General features: G+C 60.7%; 15 protein-coding genes and 1 pseudogene. 10 read left to right on the top strand and 6 right to left on the bottom strand.

Features of this window, described 5'->3' with window-relative positions:
- Positions 1-72: 72 nt before the first annotated feature.
- Both GSQ91_RS26155 and GSQ91_RS02870 read left to right on the top strand, forming a co-directional pair.
- Positions 73-138 (top strand): annotated as a pseudogene (locus tag GSQ91_RS26155) (zinc-ribbon domain-containing protein); the annotation flags it as partial.
- A 3-nt stretch (positions 139-141) separates the two neighbouring features.
- The gene (locus tag GSQ91_RS02870; RefSeq protein WP_254064335.1) at positions 142-633 is read left to right on the top strand and encodes a hypothetical protein; all 492 of its coding nucleotides are present in this window, start codon (positions 142-144) and stop codon (positions 631-633) included.
- A 16-nt stretch (positions 634-649) separates the two neighbouring features.
- Here the strand turns inward: GSQ91_RS02870 and GSQ91_RS02865 are convergent, their stop codons facing one another.
- A complete protein-coding gene (locus tag GSQ91_RS02865) occupies positions 650-1153 on the bottom strand; it encodes an STM3941 family protein (RefSeq protein WP_158819753.1) in 504 nt (167 codons plus the stop codon).
- Positions 1154-1185: 32 nt separating this feature from the next.
- On the opposite strand from GSQ91_RS02865, the gene hemB reads away from it, so the two are divergent.
- The 4 genes from hemB to sucB all read left to right on the top strand — a co-directional run bounded on the left by hemB (position 1186) and on the right by sucB (position 6310).
- The gene (gene hemB, locus GSQ91_RS02860) at positions 1186-2172 is read left to right on the top strand and encodes a porphobilinogen synthase (RefSeq protein ID WP_158819752.1); all 987 of its coding nucleotides are present in this window, start codon (positions 1186-1188) and stop codon (positions 2170-2172) included.
- A 180-nt stretch (positions 2173-2352) separates the two neighbouring features.
- Positions 2353-3774: a dihydrolipoyl dehydrogenase gene (gene lpdA / locus GSQ91_RS02855; RefSeq protein WP_158819751.1), complete on the top strand. Its 1422-nt coding sequence runs from the start codon at positions 2353-2355 to the stop codon at positions 3772-3774.
- A gap of 72 nt (positions 3775-3846) precedes the next feature.
- Complete coding sequence (gene lipB, locus GSQ91_RS02850; protein ID WP_158819750.1) at positions 3847-4578, top strand: lipoyl(octanoyl) transferase LipB; 732 nt, start codon at positions 3847-3849, stop codon at positions 4576-4578.
- Positions 4579-4681: 103 nt separating this feature from the next.
- Positions 4682-6310, top strand: a complete 1629-nt coding sequence (gene sucB / locus GSQ91_RS02845) for a 2-oxoglutarate dehydrogenase, E2 component, dihydrolipoamide succinyltransferase (protein ID WP_158819749.1) — start codon at positions 4682-4684, stop codon at positions 6308-6310.
- Between the two features lie 223 nt (positions 6311-6533).
- Here the strand turns inward: sucB and GSQ91_RS02840 are convergent, their stop codons facing one another.
- The gene (locus GSQ91_RS02840; protein ID WP_158819748.1) at positions 6534-7343 is read right to left on the bottom strand and encodes a DUF3037 domain-containing protein; all 810 of its coding nucleotides are present in this window, start codon (positions 7341-7343) and stop codon (positions 6534-6536) included.
- 36 nt (positions 7344-7379) lie between these two features.
- Positions 7380-8228 carry a HipA family kinase gene (locus GSQ91_RS02835; protein WP_158819747.1) on the bottom strand — a complete coding sequence of 283 codons (849 nt, stop codon included), beginning with the start codon at positions 8226-8228 and terminating at the stop codon, positions 7380-7382.
- A gap of 148 nt (positions 8229-8376) precedes the next feature.
- On the opposite strand from GSQ91_RS02835, the gene GSQ91_RS02830 reads away from it, so the two are divergent.
- The gene (locus tag GSQ91_RS02830; RefSeq protein WP_158819746.1) at positions 8377-8607 is read left to right on the top strand and encodes a hypothetical protein; all 231 of its coding nucleotides are present in this window, start codon (positions 8377-8379) and stop codon (positions 8605-8607) included.
- Between the two features lie 2 nt (positions 8608-8609).
- Positions 8610-9659 (top strand): Gfo/Idh/MocA family protein, encoded by a 1050-nt coding sequence (locus tag GSQ91_RS02825; RefSeq protein WP_158819745.1) that lies wholly within the window; start codon positions 8610-8612, stop codon positions 9657-9659.
- A gap of 64 nt (positions 9660-9723) precedes the next feature.
- On the opposite strand, the gene GSQ91_RS02820 is transcribed toward GSQ91_RS02825, so the two are convergent.
- The 3 genes from GSQ91_RS02820 to GSQ91_RS02810 all read right to left on the bottom strand — a co-directional run bounded on the left by GSQ91_RS02820 (position 9724) and on the right by GSQ91_RS02810 (position 12945).
- Entirely contained in the window at positions 9724-10620 is an 897-nt protein-coding gene (locus GSQ91_RS02820) for a DUF4292 domain-containing protein (protein WP_158819744.1), read from the bottom strand.
- Between the two features lie 115 nt (positions 10621-10735).
- Complete coding sequence (mltG, locus tag GSQ91_RS02815; RefSeq protein WP_158819743.1) at positions 10736-11707, bottom strand: endolytic transglycosylase MltG; 972 nt, start codon at positions 11705-11707, stop codon at positions 10736-10738.
- A gap of 56 nt (positions 11708-11763) precedes the next feature.
- Entirely contained in the window at positions 11764-12945 is a 1182-nt protein-coding gene (locus GSQ91_RS02810) for an alginate lyase family protein (RefSeq protein WP_158819742.1), read from the bottom strand.
- A 160-nt stretch (positions 12946-13105) separates the two neighbouring features.
- Between GSQ91_RS02810 and ruvX the strand changes: the two genes are divergently transcribed.
- The gene (gene ruvX / locus GSQ91_RS02805; protein ID WP_158819741.1) at positions 13106-13588 is read left to right on the top strand and encodes a Holliday junction resolvase RuvX; all 483 of its coding nucleotides are present in this window, start codon (positions 13106-13108) and stop codon (positions 13586-13588) included.
- Between the two features lie 150 nt (positions 13589-13738).
- A complete protein-coding gene (gene greA, locus GSQ91_RS02800; RefSeq protein WP_158819740.1) occupies positions 13739-14209 on the top strand; it encodes a transcription elongation factor GreA in 471 nt (156 codons plus the stop codon).
- Positions 14210-14322: the final 113 nt, after the last annotated feature.

Raw genomic sequence — 14322 nt, 5'->3', positions numbered from 1 at the left:
ACTTAACGCGAGCCGATTGCGTAGATACATGCAGTGCGAGCCTGCAAGTGATGGCTTGCGGAGGTTCGATCCATGCTTTGCCCTACCTGCGGAAACGTTATCGCTCATGATGCGCGTTTTTGCCCTCGCTGCGGAGCCCAGATGGGCTTTCAATCGCAGTCCGGCTTCCCCGCCCAGCCAGCCCCTGTATATGGAGTGCCCCTGACCGGCTCCTACAACCGTAACCGTGTCAGCAGCCATATCCAGACGCTCGGCATGCTCTGGCTCATCTATGCCGCCGTACGGTTCGTCATCAAGCTCACGGGCTTGTTCTTTCTGCATGGCTTTTTGGGCCATCACGAAGCGAACCACTGGATCTTTGGCAGCGGTCCGTTCAGCAACGACTGGATGGCTGCGCTCTGGCCGATTGCGCTCACGTCGCTTGTCGTCTCCGTTGCCCTTTGTGTGCTGACGGGCTATGCCCTGATCACGCGCCAGTCCTGGGGCCGCGTCTTCGGCATCATCTTCGGCATTCTGGCGCTGTTTCACCCTTTCCTGGGCACCGCTCTCGGCATCTACACGCTGTGGGTACTGGCCCCAACAGCCAGCGGCGTGGAGTATGCCGCGCTCTCGCAATCGGCGGCGCGGACGTAAGGCTACCTGGAGGAGATCAACTGATCGATCTCCTGCCAGAAACCGCTGCTGCTGTGTAACGGTCATGCATAGCGGCCATCTTCTCCACCAGATCGTTTGCACTGAGCCCATAGGTATCCGGCAAGGCAGCGTCGAATCCGCTCATGGCACGGCTCAAATCTTGCAAGCGCGCGCTGCCTGTGTAACCGGGAACAAAGTTCCATGCCACCATCCGCTTCAATCGGATGGTGAATACACCGAACTCCTGGATAGCCGCCCAAGGCACGGTGTGTGCTCGAAACAAGCTGCAGAAAGTGAAGCTTGTTTCGTCCAACCGCAGGTAGGAGGCGTTGGGAAGCATATTGATGACAAACACAATTGCGCCCAAGGCAAAGAACCCGCCACCGAAGTAGCCCATCGGCTCACCGTCACGCACCATCATCACGCCAACTGCGACAAAGGCTATGGAGACAAGGAGAAACAGCAGATGTTTCTTGCGGCTCGCGCGAAGAAGTACGGGTAACTTGTCGAACTCCAGCATCCAGACTATCCCCCGCCGTAGACTATAAATGTATGCACTTTCCCGCCACACGCCTACGCCGTCTACGCTCCACTCCCGCCATGCGCTCCCTGGTACGCGAGACACACCTTCACCCCGGTGCCTTCATCTACCCGCTATTTCTGTGCGAGGGCGAAGGTGTTCGCCGCGAGATCAGCTCCATGCCCGGCGTGTTCAATCTCTCGATCGACGAGGCTTTGAAGGAAGTCGAGCAATGCGCCGCGCTGGGCGTTGGCGGATTGCTGCTCTTCGGCATTCCCAACGAAAAAGACGAGCAGGGAAGCGGCGCATGGGCTGCGGACGGCATCGTGCAGCGCGGTCTTCGCGCTATCAAGGCGACCAAGGCTTCTGAGTCGCTCGTCACCATCGCCGACGTCTGCCTGTGCGAGTACACCTCGCACGGTCACTGTGGGGTGGTGGCCCGAGACGGCGATCATTTTGAGATTGAAAACGACTCCAGCGTCGCGCTGCTGGCCAAAGCCGCGGCCTCGCTGGCCGAAGCCGGAGCCGATATCGTCGCACCCAGCGACATGATGGATGGCCGCATCGCCGCCATGCGCGAAGCCCTGGATGAGGCCGGAAAGCACAACACGCCAATCCTCAGCTATGCGTCCAAGTTCGCTTCCGCCTTCTATGGGCCGTTTCGTGAGGCTGCAGACAGCGCTCCGCAGTTTGGAGACCGCCGCACCTATCAGATGGACGGAGCCAACCTGCGCGAGGCTATGCGTGAGATCGAGCAGGATATCGCCGAGGGCGCGGACATGCTCCTGATGAAGCCTGCCATGCCGTATCTCGACGTGATCCGCGAAGCTCGCAACAGCTTCGATCTGCCGATGGGTGCGTATCAGGTCTCGGGCGAGTACTCCATGCTGCACGCCGCCTTCCAGCGCGGTTGGCTCGAACCCGAACGCACCATGATCGAGAGCCTGTTGAGTATCCGTCGCGCGGGGGCGGACTTCATCGTGACTTACTTTGCGAAGGATGCCGCCAAGGTCCTGTAGGTGCAGCACATCCGACAAGCATCTAACTCTCGGTCAACCTCGTAGCAGGGCGCACTCGCATCCAAATCCGATACTCGCACATCGAATACCGTGGTCTGACACGGGCGGCGTAAACTAAGCTGTCCATAGCTCAGTACGGACCCAGTAAGTATCAGCACAACACGATTGGAGCGCATTCCCTTGGCAGACACCACTTACGACCTGGCAGTGATCGGCGGCGGCCCCGCCGGCTACACCTGCGCGATCCGCGCCGGACAACTCGGATTGAAGGTTGCACTCATTGAAAAGACCGACAAGCTCGGCGGCACCTGCCTGCATGTAGGCTGCATCCCCACCAAGGCCATGCTCTTCTCCGCCGAGGTCTGGGACCACCTGAAGCACGCCGAAAGCTACGGCATCGAGGGCGTCAGCGCGCCTAAGCTCAACTGGCAGAACGTGCTCAAGCGCAAGAACGACATCATCGTGAAGCACACCAAGGGTCTCGACTTCCTGATGAAGAAGAACAAGGTCACAGTGGTGCGCGGATATGGCCGTCTCACCGGCGGAGCTAAGGATGGCGTCTTCACCATCGACGTTACAGCCGCCGACGGCAAGGTCGCTCCGGTGCTGACCAAGAAGGTCGTTCTCGCCACCGGCTCCGACGCCCGCATGCTTCCCGGCTACCAGGCCGACGACACGATCCTCACCAATATCGAGATCCTCTCGCTGCCCGTATTCCCGAAGTCGCTCGTTGTCATCGGGTCCGGTGCCGTAGGCGTTGAGTTTGCCTCGGTCTTCAAAAGCTTCGGCGCAGAGGTCACGATCCTCGAAGCCCTACCGCGCATTGTTCCGGTCGAAGACGAAGAGGTCTCTAAAGAACTGACGCGCGCCTACAAGAAGCGCGGCATCGACGTGAATGTCGGCTGCAAAGTCGAGAAGATCGAGAAAACCAAAGGCGGAGCCAAGGTTAGCTTCACCGACGCCGCTGGCAAGCCTCAGGTCAAAGAGGCCGAAAAGGTCCTCGTCGCCGTGGGCCGTGGCCCGCGTACGGCCGATGCCGGTCTCGACAAGACCAAAATCCAGCTTGACCGCGGGTTTGTACCCGTCAACGAGTGGATGGAGACCGCTGAGCCGGGTGTCTACGCCATCGGCGATATCGTGGCCGGGCTGCCGCAACTGGCACATGTCGGCGCGATGGCCGGTGTCGTCGTCGCCAGCAAGCTCGCGGGCAAGTACGCGCGGCCGGTGCGCAAAGACCGTATCCCGGGCTGCACCTACTGCGACCCACAGATCGGCAGCGTCGGCCTGACCGAAGCCCAGGCGAAGGAGAAGGGCTATCAGGTAAAGGTCGGCAAGTTCCCGTTTGTCGGCAACTCCAAGGCCACCATCCTCGATTCGCACGACGGCTTCGTCAAGGTCGTCTCCGATGCCAAGTACGGCGAGGTGCTGGGCGTTCACATCATCGGCCCCAACGCCACCGAGCTGATCGCCGAGTGCGTCGTCGCACTGGAACTCGAAGCCACCATCGAAGAGCTGATGTTTACCATCCACGCCCACCCCACGCTCGCAGAGAGTCTGCTGGACGGCTACTCCAGCGTCGAAGGCATGGCCATCAACGTGTAACCCCCTCGCGGCTGAACCCTTTCGTGCGGATCGACGAAGGGGTTCAGCCGCGAAGATTTTGTATCAAAACCGATGTCTAACGTCCTCCATCTCCTCCAGCCCGGCCGCATCTCCTACGCCGAAGGTCTCCGCCTGCAGGCCGAAGTCGTCGTCGCCCGTAAGGCTGGCGCCATCGGCGATACGCTTCTGCTGCTGGAACACCCACCCGTCCTTACACTAGGCCGCAACAGCACTCGCGCTAATATTCTTGCGAGCGATGAGCTCCTCGCCCGCAAAGGCGTCGAGATCCATGAGATCAACCGTGGCGGCGACGTGACCTATCACGGCCCCGGTCAGCTCGTCGGCTACCCCATCTTCGATCTGCGCGGCGACCTTCCAGGAAAGCATGGCCCTCACCTCGGCCCGGTCGACTTCGTCCGTCTCATCGAAGAGGCCCTCATCCTTACCTGCAAGGACTTCGGCATCCCCGCACAGCGGATCTGCAAGCTGACGGGCGTCTGGACGCTTGCCGGTGGCTCCATTGCCGAGAAGAAGATCGCAGCCATCGGCGTGCATGTCTCGCAGGCAGTCACCTCGCACGGTTTCGCACTCAATGTCACCACCGACCTTCGCGACTTCGAGTGGATCGTCCCCTGCGGCATCACCGACCGCACCGTGACCTCGCTCGAACTGGAGTCGCCCCAACAACCGCCACCAACCCTTCAACAGGCGGCCAACAGCGCTGCCGCCAACTTCGGCCGAGTCTTCCAGCGGCAGGTGCTGGCCGTCGATTCGCTCGAGGAACTGCTGGTTCCCGCGATCTGAGAGGCACCAGTTCGCTAAACGCACGTCCTGAGCGGGGGTTCGCACGATCCTCGTATAATCCAATGTTGCGCAGTACCCTAACGAACCCGGAGAACCGATCGCGATGCCGACCGACGTAGTCATGCCCCAGATGGGCGAATCCATCACCGAAGGCACCCTCACCAAATGGCTTAAAAAGCCAGGCGACACCGTCGCACGCGACGAACCGCTCTTTGAAATCTCGACCGACAAGGTCGATGCCGAGATTCCCTCGCCCGTCGCCGGCACCCTCGGCGAGATCAAGGTCCAGGAAGGCGCAACCGTCAGCATCAATACGGTCGTCTGCAGCGTTGAAGAAGGGGGCACAGCCGCCGCTCCCAGCGCCGCACCCGCTGCAAAGAAGGAAGATACCGTTACTCCCGCAGCCGTTGCGACCGCAGCCAAGGATGCCGCTGCCACTACTGCGGCTACGGCTCCCGCAGCAGCAGGCCCGGGCACAGAAGTCCTGATGCCGCAGATGGGCGAGTCCATCACCGAGGGCACCATCACCAAGTGGCTCAAGAAGATCGGCGATACCGTCCAGCGCGACGAGCCCATCTTTGAGATCTCTACCGACAAGGTCGATGCCGAGATCCCCTCCCCCGTCGCCGGTACCCTCACCGCAATCAAGGTGCAGGAGGGGGCAACCGTCACCATCAACACCGTGGTTGCCGTCATCGGAGGCGGTGCAGCGCCAGCAGCTGCCGCACCCGCTGCTGCGGCTCCTACACCCGCCGCAACCCCAACCCCCGCCGCCGCACCCGCTCCGGTTGCAGCCTCTGCCTCCGCCGGCGAAGGCCTGCGCTCCTCGCCGCTGGTACGCAAGATCGCGTCGGAGAACAACGTCGATCTCTCGCAGGTTCCCGCTACCGGAGCTTCGGGCCGCATCACCAAGCAGGACATCCTGGGCCACCTCGAAGGCGGCGCACCCGCCGCCGCGAAACCTGCAGCCCCAGCAGCCGCCGCTGCCCCTGCCAAACCAGCCGCTCCCGCAGCACCGCAGCCACAGCCCGGCGAACTCGTCCCCATGACGAAGATGCGCTCCATCATCGCCAAGCGCATGGTCGAGTCCAAGGCCACCAGCGCCCACGTCCACACGGTCTTCAAGGTGGACATGACGCGTATCGTGAAGCTGCGCGAGAAGGAAAAAAACAAGTACGAGCAGCGCAACGGCGTAAAGCTGACCTACATGCCCTTCATCACCCGCGCGGCCGTGCAGGCGCTGCGCAAGCACCCCATCGTCAACTCCACGACGCAGGGTGACGCGATTCTCTACAACAAGAACATCAACATCGGCATCGCAGTCGCGCTGGAGTGGGGCCTGATCGTGCCGGTCATCAAGCAGGCGGAGGAGAAGAGCTTCCTCGGTGTTGCCCGTTCCATCGTTGATCTGGCCGACCGCGCCCGCTCGAAAAAACTCGCTCCAGATGATGTAGCCGGTGGCACGTTCACCCTCACCAACTCGGGCATCTTCGGCGAGCAGTTCGGCACACCGATCATCGCGCAGCCGCAGTCGGCGATCCTCGGCATCGGCGGCCTGAACAAGGAAGCTGTCGTACTCACCGACAAGGACGGCCAGGACACCATCGCCATCCGTTCCATCCAGCGCTTCACGCTGGGCTTCGACCACCGGACGATTGACGGTTCCGATGCCGGCAAGTTCATGTCCGACTTCAAGGCCTATCTCGAGAACTGGAACGAAGATATCGGGTAGGGCAGGAAACAGGAAGTAGGAAACAGGAAACAGCAAAGCGGCAGACTCTCAACAGTCTTGCCGCTTTTGCCTTTCTTGTTGTCATTCCCGCAGGGAATCTGCTTGCGCTCGCGTTCCCACAGCATTACGCACCGTCTCCCCCGATGCCAAATTTGTGGAGGACCCAGAAGCAGGTTCCCTACGGGAATGACAACAAGAAAGGCAAGTGCAGTCTTACCAGGCTCTACACCCGCAACTCTCGCTTCGCCATCTCCGCTACACGCCCCAGATCCGCAGTCGTCAGCACGTGAATCGCCTCGCGTTCCATGGCGCTTTTGCCAAAGCCATATTGCTCGGGATCACTTATACCTGCGAGCGGCTCCACGATAGCACTCAGCTCTAACTCCAATCCATCGATCCTCTGCACCCCCGCGCGCAGAGCAGCAGCCGAGTAAGCCAGTCCCTTGGCTCCTTCAACATCGCTCTCCAGGGAAACCGCATGAAACATCCGCACTTTGCCGTTGGGATACCCGCAGTCGAGCTTCAACGGATCACCCACCTGCGTGTACTGCGAAGCCGCGATGCGTTTGCGCATCAATTGCCAGACACCGGCACGCTCGAACTCGTCGCGCATCGCGCCCACGATGGCTGCGCGGCCGCTTCGTTTGCGTTGGGTTGCCGGAGCTTTCAGCGGCTCAACGTACATCCGCATCAACTGTTCCATCTCGGCCGGCAGGTTTTCGGCAAGCGTTGCACGCATCGCCGTGAGCTGCACGCTGTTGGAGAGCGAGTCTTCCAATACTTCGAGTACAGGCTTGGCGTTCGGCAGCGTTCTTTGCAGCCTCGCGCTCAACTCCGTTTCCAGGGACTCCAGCAGGGCGACATCGGCGTCGGCGGCCATACATCGAACGCGGCTCCAGTCGCGCGTGAACCGGACGACCGCATCCTCGCGACCAGCTTCGCGCAGCACCACGCCGATGTTCGCGAACTCTCCCTTCACCACATCCGGCACATAGCGGATGAGTGAGAACTCGCACTGCATGCGTTCGGGCATATTGGCCTCCTGTTCCTGATGAATCAATCACCTCTGCTACATCACAAACTGTTGCACATCCGCGGGCACTGCAACGCTCTTCGACGTCTTCCAGTTCGGGAATGGTTTTCGATCCGACTCGCGGAACGCGGTGATACCCTCTCGCACGCGCGAGCGGCGCTGCAACAGCGTCTGCATCAGTTGTTCGATCGTTGCCGTATCGCCGCCATACCACTCGGGCGGAACGGCTTCAGCAATCTGCCAGAGTTTGGTATCCGCAAACTCCTCGATACGGCTCAGCCAGGGCTCGAAGCTCTTCCAGCCGGTCACGGGCGCGTACACCTGATTGCGCGGAAAGACACCACGCAGCACAGGATCGGGGAACGTCCACTCGCCCGCGTTGAAGCAGAATCCCTGGTCGATGAAGATCGCCCTGTACCGCCGTTCACGCGGGCGGCGCTCAAAGACCGCCTGCCGTCCATTGCAGTTGCCCGTCCACTTGTCCACGCAAAGCATTCCCGCAAACTCGGCGAGATTGCGCAGTTCCTCCATCTGCGGCTCAGGCAGATAGTCGACCACCTGTCCCGGAACCAATCCACCCACGAACTGGCTGCCGAACTGCAATCCAGAGGCACAGCGCTCGGACACATTGCGTTTGTGCTCGACGACCATCTCCGGACTATTGGCGATGAGCCACTCGCTCACTTCGATCACGTCCGTCTTCGGCACAGTCAGCCCTACAGCTTCGGCAAGTCGCGTCGCGATCAGCTCATTGGCGAGCACGCGCAGGTGCTGCGGGTTGTTCTGGAACTTGACCACCCAGAGGTTGCCGTCGGCACCGAGCATCAACTGGCTCTGTGCGCCGCCGCGCAATCGATGGATCGCCTGAGTTGCAACAACGGCCAAGGGGTGTCTCCTCAGACATGATAGTGGTAAGTGACAAGTGAAGAGCGGACAGTCGGAGGCCGTTACAAACTCACTTACCACTTGTCACTTATCACTTTTCACTCTGCATCGGTTGCCCCCACATACACAGACCCGCTACCATCGCGAGATGGAACAAAGTCCCAACTCCGCCGCACGCCGTACCGAAGACATCGCGCTCGACCTCCTGAAGTTCGTTGCCGGACACGCTAACCTGGGCCGCACCGCAGCTTCGTCCACACCCGGATTCGGACTGCCCTCCTCCGCCAAGCCCGAAGACCAGGTCAGCGGACTGCTGGAGCTCTACAGCCGCTGCCGCGAGGCCGTGGAAACCCCGACGGCCGCCCCCGCGAAGAAGTAGCCGTGGGTCCTATTCGTATCGCCGTCGTTGGAGCCGGAGCCTTCGGGCGCAATCACCTGCGCGTGTATCGCGAGCTGGAGACGGCCCACCCGGAGCTCGTCCAGCTCGCCGGGCTTGTCGACGAAAGTGCCACAACCCGCGACGAGGCTGCCGCGCGCTACAGCATCCCGGCCTTTGGCTCTGTCGCCGAGTTATTCACCGCCGGGCTGAAGCTGGACGCGGCTTCGGTCTGCGTGCCTACGGTCCACCACGCCTCCGTCGCCGAACAGCTCCTGAATGCCGGACTCGACGTTCTCATTGAGAAGCCCTTCGCCGCGTCGCTGGCCGAAGCCGACCATGTGCTCGCACTGGCTGGCTCGCTGGGACGCATCGTCCAGATCGGACATCTGGAGCGCTTCAACCCAGCCGTCACCGCCGTCGCCGAGCGCCTCAACAACCCCATGTTCTTCGAGGCGCATCGGCTCAGCATCTTCACGCCGCGCTCGCTGGATGTAGACGTCGTGCTCGACCTGATGATCCACGACCTCGATGTAGTTCTCTCCCTGACGAACTCGCCGGTGCGCGAGGTGCGCGCGGTGGGCCTGGCCGTTCTTTCGCGCAAGGTGGATATCGCCAACGTGCGGGTGGAGTTCGACTCGGGTTGCGTCGCGAACTTTACCGCCAGCCGCGTCAGCACGGAGCAGGTGCGCAAGTTACGGCTGTTTCAGCCGTATCAGTACCTCTCGCTGGACTTCGCGCGGCAGGAGCTGCTGTCGATCGATGTGGATCCGGCTGCGGCCGCGGCGTTCCTGTCGCGTCCCAGCACCCCCTCTGCCGTACCGGCAGGCGGCTCAGGAGCTGCCCTGCAACACCCTTCCGCCGGGCTCAACCTGCAGAAGTTCGATCTGCAGCGAGCTGAACCGTTGCGGCTGGAGCTGGAAGACTTTCTCCGCGCCGTACGCACCCGCACCGCGCCACGCGTAACCGGCGAAGCCGGACGAGCGGCACTGTCCTTAGCGTTGGAGATCAACCGGGAGATTAAAGAACACGCTCAGCGAGCAGGACTAGCTTAGGAAACAGCAAACAGTCGGTAACTATCGATTCTGTTTCCTACTTCCTGTTTCCTATTTCCTGCTCTTATTCCATCTTCTGTACAGGCACTCCCGGGGGAATCTCCAGTTTGAATTGATCATCTTCCAACGGCTCGTTAAGCGTCAGCTTGGTGATCTCCAACTTCAGCGAGTACTCGTCGAGTGGGCGCTTGATCGTAATCAGTGCGGGGAACTGCTGGTCGCCGTAGGGCTGGTAATGGTCATAGGTCGCTTGCGTTACGACCTGCCCATTATCGTCATACGTGTCCTGCTGGAAGGGCAGCATGGTCACACGGCTGATGTGGATCGTGCGCGTTCGCTGCAGGATATTGGGGTTGCCATCCTTCTTTTTCATTACCGTAAGCTCGTAATCGGGCTCTTCGATGGCGTCATTGTGCTTGCTCTCGGGCTGCAGCACGCGGGTAGATTCGGTCAGCGTTACAAACTCATCCTCGCCCACTCCTGGGACCAGGAGCGAGTCGAAGAACACTGCGGGGCGCAGATTTTCCAAGCCGTTCTTCGAAGGCTTTGTCACCTTCTTTGTGCCGACGTAGGCCTTTTTTAGCGGCGGGATCCACAGCGTAAAGTCGTCGTTCGCGCCGCTACTGACCATGTTTACTGCCACGGAGCTAAGAACTGGAACCTGCATGATCACGCCCAGGTCGCGTGGCTTGCGGACAAAGATGTAACCGTGAAACGAGGTGTATTGGGTCTCTTTTCCCTCTTTGCCGCCACCTGTTGTCGCCGTAATCAACACAGTGGCCTTGAGGGTCTTGATGGCAGCGTCACGCTCGGAGACTCGCTTCTGCAGGGCCTCTACACTGGTAGAGATGTAGATCTCGGGGGGTTGTGTCTTTTGCACAAGACGCGTCGTCTTGAAGCAACCGGTCAAACCGGTAGACAACAGCACAAACAACAACGAAAACGCCGGGGGTCTCTTCATTCGATTGCAATCTTCAGTATATCGACTAGCGCAGACCCCGTGTGGATTCAGATATTTGAGGAAGCGTTGTCAGTTTGATACCGGAGGAACGGAAAAGGCTACGAAAAGTAGACTCTTATTTAGCCGCAGCCCGATACGCCGCCACATTCGCGTCATGCTCTTGCAGAGTCCGCGCAAACCGCGTCTCCCCCTTCGCATCCGCCACGAAGTAGAGAAAATCCGTCTGCGCCGGATGCAGTGCAGCCTTTATCGCTGCCACACCGGGATTGCAGATCGGCCCCGGAGGCAGCCCGGGGTGGGCGTACGTGTTGTAGGCCGAGTCCGAGTGCAGTTCGCTCTGGTGGATGACTCCCGTCCATGTTCCGCGCAGTAGCGACGCATAGATCACCGCCGGATCGGTCTGCAGCGGCATCGACGCCCCCAACCGGTTCTCAAAGACACCCGCTACTACCGGCCGTTCGGCGTCGATGTGGACCTCTTTTTCGACCAGCGAGGCCATCGTGACCACTCGCTCCGCGTCGCTGTCGGCCAGCCCCAGCCGAGCAGCCTGCTGCCCGAAGCGTTTGGTCATCGTGGTCAGCATCTGCAAGGGCGTGGCGTGGCGGCTGAACCTGTAGGTGTCGGGGAAGAGGTAGCCTTCGAGCGAGGTTGCCTTCGGGTTCCACCGCGTAATCAGCTCCGTATCTTGCTGTTCGGCGCTAAGGAAACCCTGTTGAGAACCCAGGCCCGCTGTGGCGACGGCCTGGGCGATGTCGAAGATGCTGTAGCCTTCCGGAATGACCAGCGTCAGAGTATAGACATCGCCCCTGTGCAGGCGGGCATAGATCTCGAGAAGCGAAGCTCGGTGGTCGAAGCGGTACTCACCGGCTTTGAGGGAACCGTTTTTATAGGTCTTGAGTGCCTCAAACGCGAACTTGCTGCGAATAATGCCCGCCCGCTGCAACTGTTCGGCAGCACCCGCCGTCCCGATGCCCGGCACAATATCGACGAAGGTCTCGGACAATGGGCCGTAGGGCAGAAACACGTAGAACCCGACCGCCGCCGCAGCCAGAATCACCAGCACCAGAAGAAACTTCAGCAGTCGCACGCAGCCCACCCCATACGTCACATTCTAATGACTGCGCGACACCTTCTTCATCTTGCCTACCTCGCTGAAGACACATCTGCTCCATGCGTCAGGGGCTCAAACACCATCATGTGCATATCCACCGGCACCGGATACTGCTCCACGTGCTGCTCGATCCACTCTTTCGTCTGAGGCAGCGGCACGCCGAGCCGGTTGTGGTATTCGTTGTAGCCCACGACGAACGTGGCTCCCTGGGCATAGTGCACAGTGCCTCCGCAGACCAGCGTCGGCACAGGATCTTTGCGCAGCAGCAGATGGGCATGGAACTCCAGCGCCGGGACCAGCCGTTTCTCTTCGGCCTCATACAGCTTGCCGCCCTGGATATGCGACGTCTCGGCAGCCGCCATCGTCGACGAGATGCCATAGCTCGTATGCCCAAGATCGCGGCAGGTCTCCTGCGCCATGCCGTCCACGCTCGCGTTCAGGTTCGTCGTGCCGTACCAGCTTGTCTTGGAGCCTCCACGCGGCAGCGGCCGGGGGTGAGGTCCGTCCAGCGCGGAGTTATAGAAGTACGCGGGAACACGCTGCAGCCACATCGCCTCCGCATACTTCAGGAGCGCGTGGTCATCGGTAAACACTGCGATGCCTGTCATCGCGTCGATCATGCTGAGCTCCCAGTTCCCGTTCGAACCGGAGCCCGCATAGATGTGCGGCAGAATCACCTTCGTCAACATTGTCGAAAAAGCCGCGATGTCCTCCTGCTTCCAGCCTGCATTGCTGTAGCGCAGAATCTCTGCCGACCGCGGCCAGGTCTCGCCGCTCCAGGCCGCCTGCAGCGGCGCGTTGGAGTTGGTGTAGTCGCGCAGGTTGTGCCCATAGGTATTCACAATGCGGATGGCATTCTCCGCATACCGGTGGTCGCCGCTGATGGTCCAGAGCACCGCCTGCAGATACGCCGCGCTTGCGTCTGCGTCCTCCGCATGACAGCCATGATCAGGGTTTGACACCGGGCCGCAATCGACGATCCCCGTCGGGGGTGGTCCCTTCAGCTGGTAGTCCAGCGCTCCGTATTCGCTCGCCACGGCCTTCTGATACTCGCTGTAGAACGGCTCGGCCTTGGCTTTCACCTGTACCTTCACGAAGTCCAGCTGCGGCCCGCTCACCAGAACACCGGGGTGTTGAAACGCCTGAGCCCTGCAGACTCCCCCCAAGAACGAAGCCGCCAGAACAACCGCGCCAACACGATGCAGCAAAGACATACGCTTTCTCCAGAACGAAAGAGTCGTGCTTCAAAAATGCAGGAAAGTGTAGCATTCACGCGCTTGAGTGGGCCACATTCAGACTGAACCTACCTCGCCGCTGAATCATAGACGTACTACCCCAGCTCCAGGCTGCGTTCGTTTCCGTACACTTGTTCTCGTGGAGACTTCGCCCCGCATTCTCGCGCTCGACGTCGGCGACCGCCGCATCGGGCTTGCTATTACCGACGAGCTCGGCCTGACCGCGCAGCCGCTCTTTACGCTGCATCGTACGACCCTTCGCGCCGACCTGAAGGCCATCGCCCGCTTCATCCGCCAGCACAAGGTCACGGTCGTGGTCGTCGGCAATCCATTGCACGCGGATGGCTCCCCGAGCCCACAAGCCGCCAAAGCCCAGGCTTTTGCGGAAGCGCTGCGAGAACAGCAACCCACGCTGGCACACCATCTGCTCGACGAACGGCTGACCACCCTCGAAGCCCACGCCCTGCTCGACGCCGCCGGGCATAGCTCCCGCACCGCAGGCCGGAGCCATGGAAAGACCATCGACCGCAAAGACCTTATCGACCAGATCGCCGCTACACTCCTGCTGGAAAGCTTTCTCTCCGACGGCAAGCCCACCCTGCTGCCCGACCCGGATGCCTAGCACCGTATAATGAAGTTTTTAGAGTCGTTCTCCTGCTCCTGCAAAGCGAACCGGCCCTTCATAGGCAGTTCGCGTTGCATCTAATGGAGAAAGACTCCAATCCCAGCCCTGCCGGCACCTGCCGCAAGGCTCAGCAAAGCAGACCCACTCATGGAAGACATCAAAAGGGCTCTTGAAGAGCAGATCAAGGCGCTCGAGTACGAGTTGACCACCGAACTCCCCGCAGAGATCAAAAAGGCCGTCGCACTCGGAGACCTCAGCGAAAACGCGGAGTACCACTCGGCCAAGCAACGCCAGGAATTCGTGAACGCACGCCTCGGCCAGCTCAAGAAGCGCATGGGCGAACTCGCCATGGTGAACCTCGACAACATCCCCAAGGACAGAGTCGGCTTCGGGTCTACGATTGTCGTCTTCGATACCACCAAGGACGAAGAGCTCACCTACAAGCTCGTGACCAGCGAAGAGGCTGACGTGACCAAGGGCCTCATCTCGACGACCTCGCCGATCGGCCGCGCGCTGCTGGGCAAAGAGATCGGCGATACAGCTACCGTTGTCACGCCGAACGGCAAGCGTGAGCTTGAGGTACTGAAGCTCACGACCATCCACGGCGTAGCTGTATAGCGGTATTCGCCCTTAGAAAACCCTGATCTGCCATTAGCACTGTCACCTCGGCCGGAGTCTTACGGACCTCCTAGCCAAGCCCGGTCGAGATGACGATAAACTGGTACCTGCAA

Source organism: Granulicella sp. S156 (assembly GCF_009766105.1).
In the GTDB taxonomy this organism is placed as follows: domain Bacteria; phylum Acidobacteriota; class Terriglobia; order Terriglobales; family Acidobacteriaceae; genus Granulicella.
Note: the sequence above shows the minus strand (reverse complement) of the source record. Positions and strands in the feature narration are given on the sequence as shown.

Coding starts and splice junctions, on each gene's coding strand:
- GSQ91_RS02840 (WP_158819748.1), bottom strand. CDS start 7,343: ATGCCCGAACGCATGCAGTGCGAGTTCTCACTCATCCGCTATGTGCCG.
- GSQ91_RS02870 (WP_254064335.1), top strand. CDS start 142: ATGGGCTTTCAATCGCAGTCCGGCTTCCCCGCCCAGCCAGCCCCTGTA.
- hemB (WP_158819752.1), top strand. CDS start 1,186: ATGCACTTTCCCGCCACACGCCTACGCCGTCTACGCTCCACTCCCGCC.
- GSQ91_RS02865 (WP_158819753.1), bottom strand. CDS start 1,153: ATGCTGGAGTTCGACAAGTTACCCGTACTTCTTCGCGCGAGCCGCAAG.
- GSQ91_RS02830 (WP_158819746.1), top strand. CDS start 8,377: ATGGAACAAAGTCCCAACTCCGCCGCACGCCGTACCGAAGACATCGCG.
- greA (WP_158819740.1), top strand. CDS start 13,739: ATGGAAGACATCAAAAGGGCTCTTGAAGAGCAGATCAAGGCGCTCGAG.
- GSQ91_RS02810 (WP_158819742.1), bottom strand. CDS start 12,945: ATGTCTTTGCTGCATCGTGTTGGCGCGGTTGTTCTGGCGGCTTCGTTC.
- sucB (WP_158819749.1), top strand. CDS start 4,682: ATGCCGACCGACGTAGTCATGCCCCAGATGGGCGAATCCATCACCGAA.
- GSQ91_RS02820 (WP_158819744.1), bottom strand. CDS start 10,620: ATGAAGAGACCCCCGGCGTTTTCGTTGTTGTTTGTGCTGTTGTCTACC.
- lipB (WP_158819750.1), top strand. CDS start 3,847: ATGTCTAACGTCCTCCATCTCCTCCAGCCCGGCCGCATCTCCTACGCC.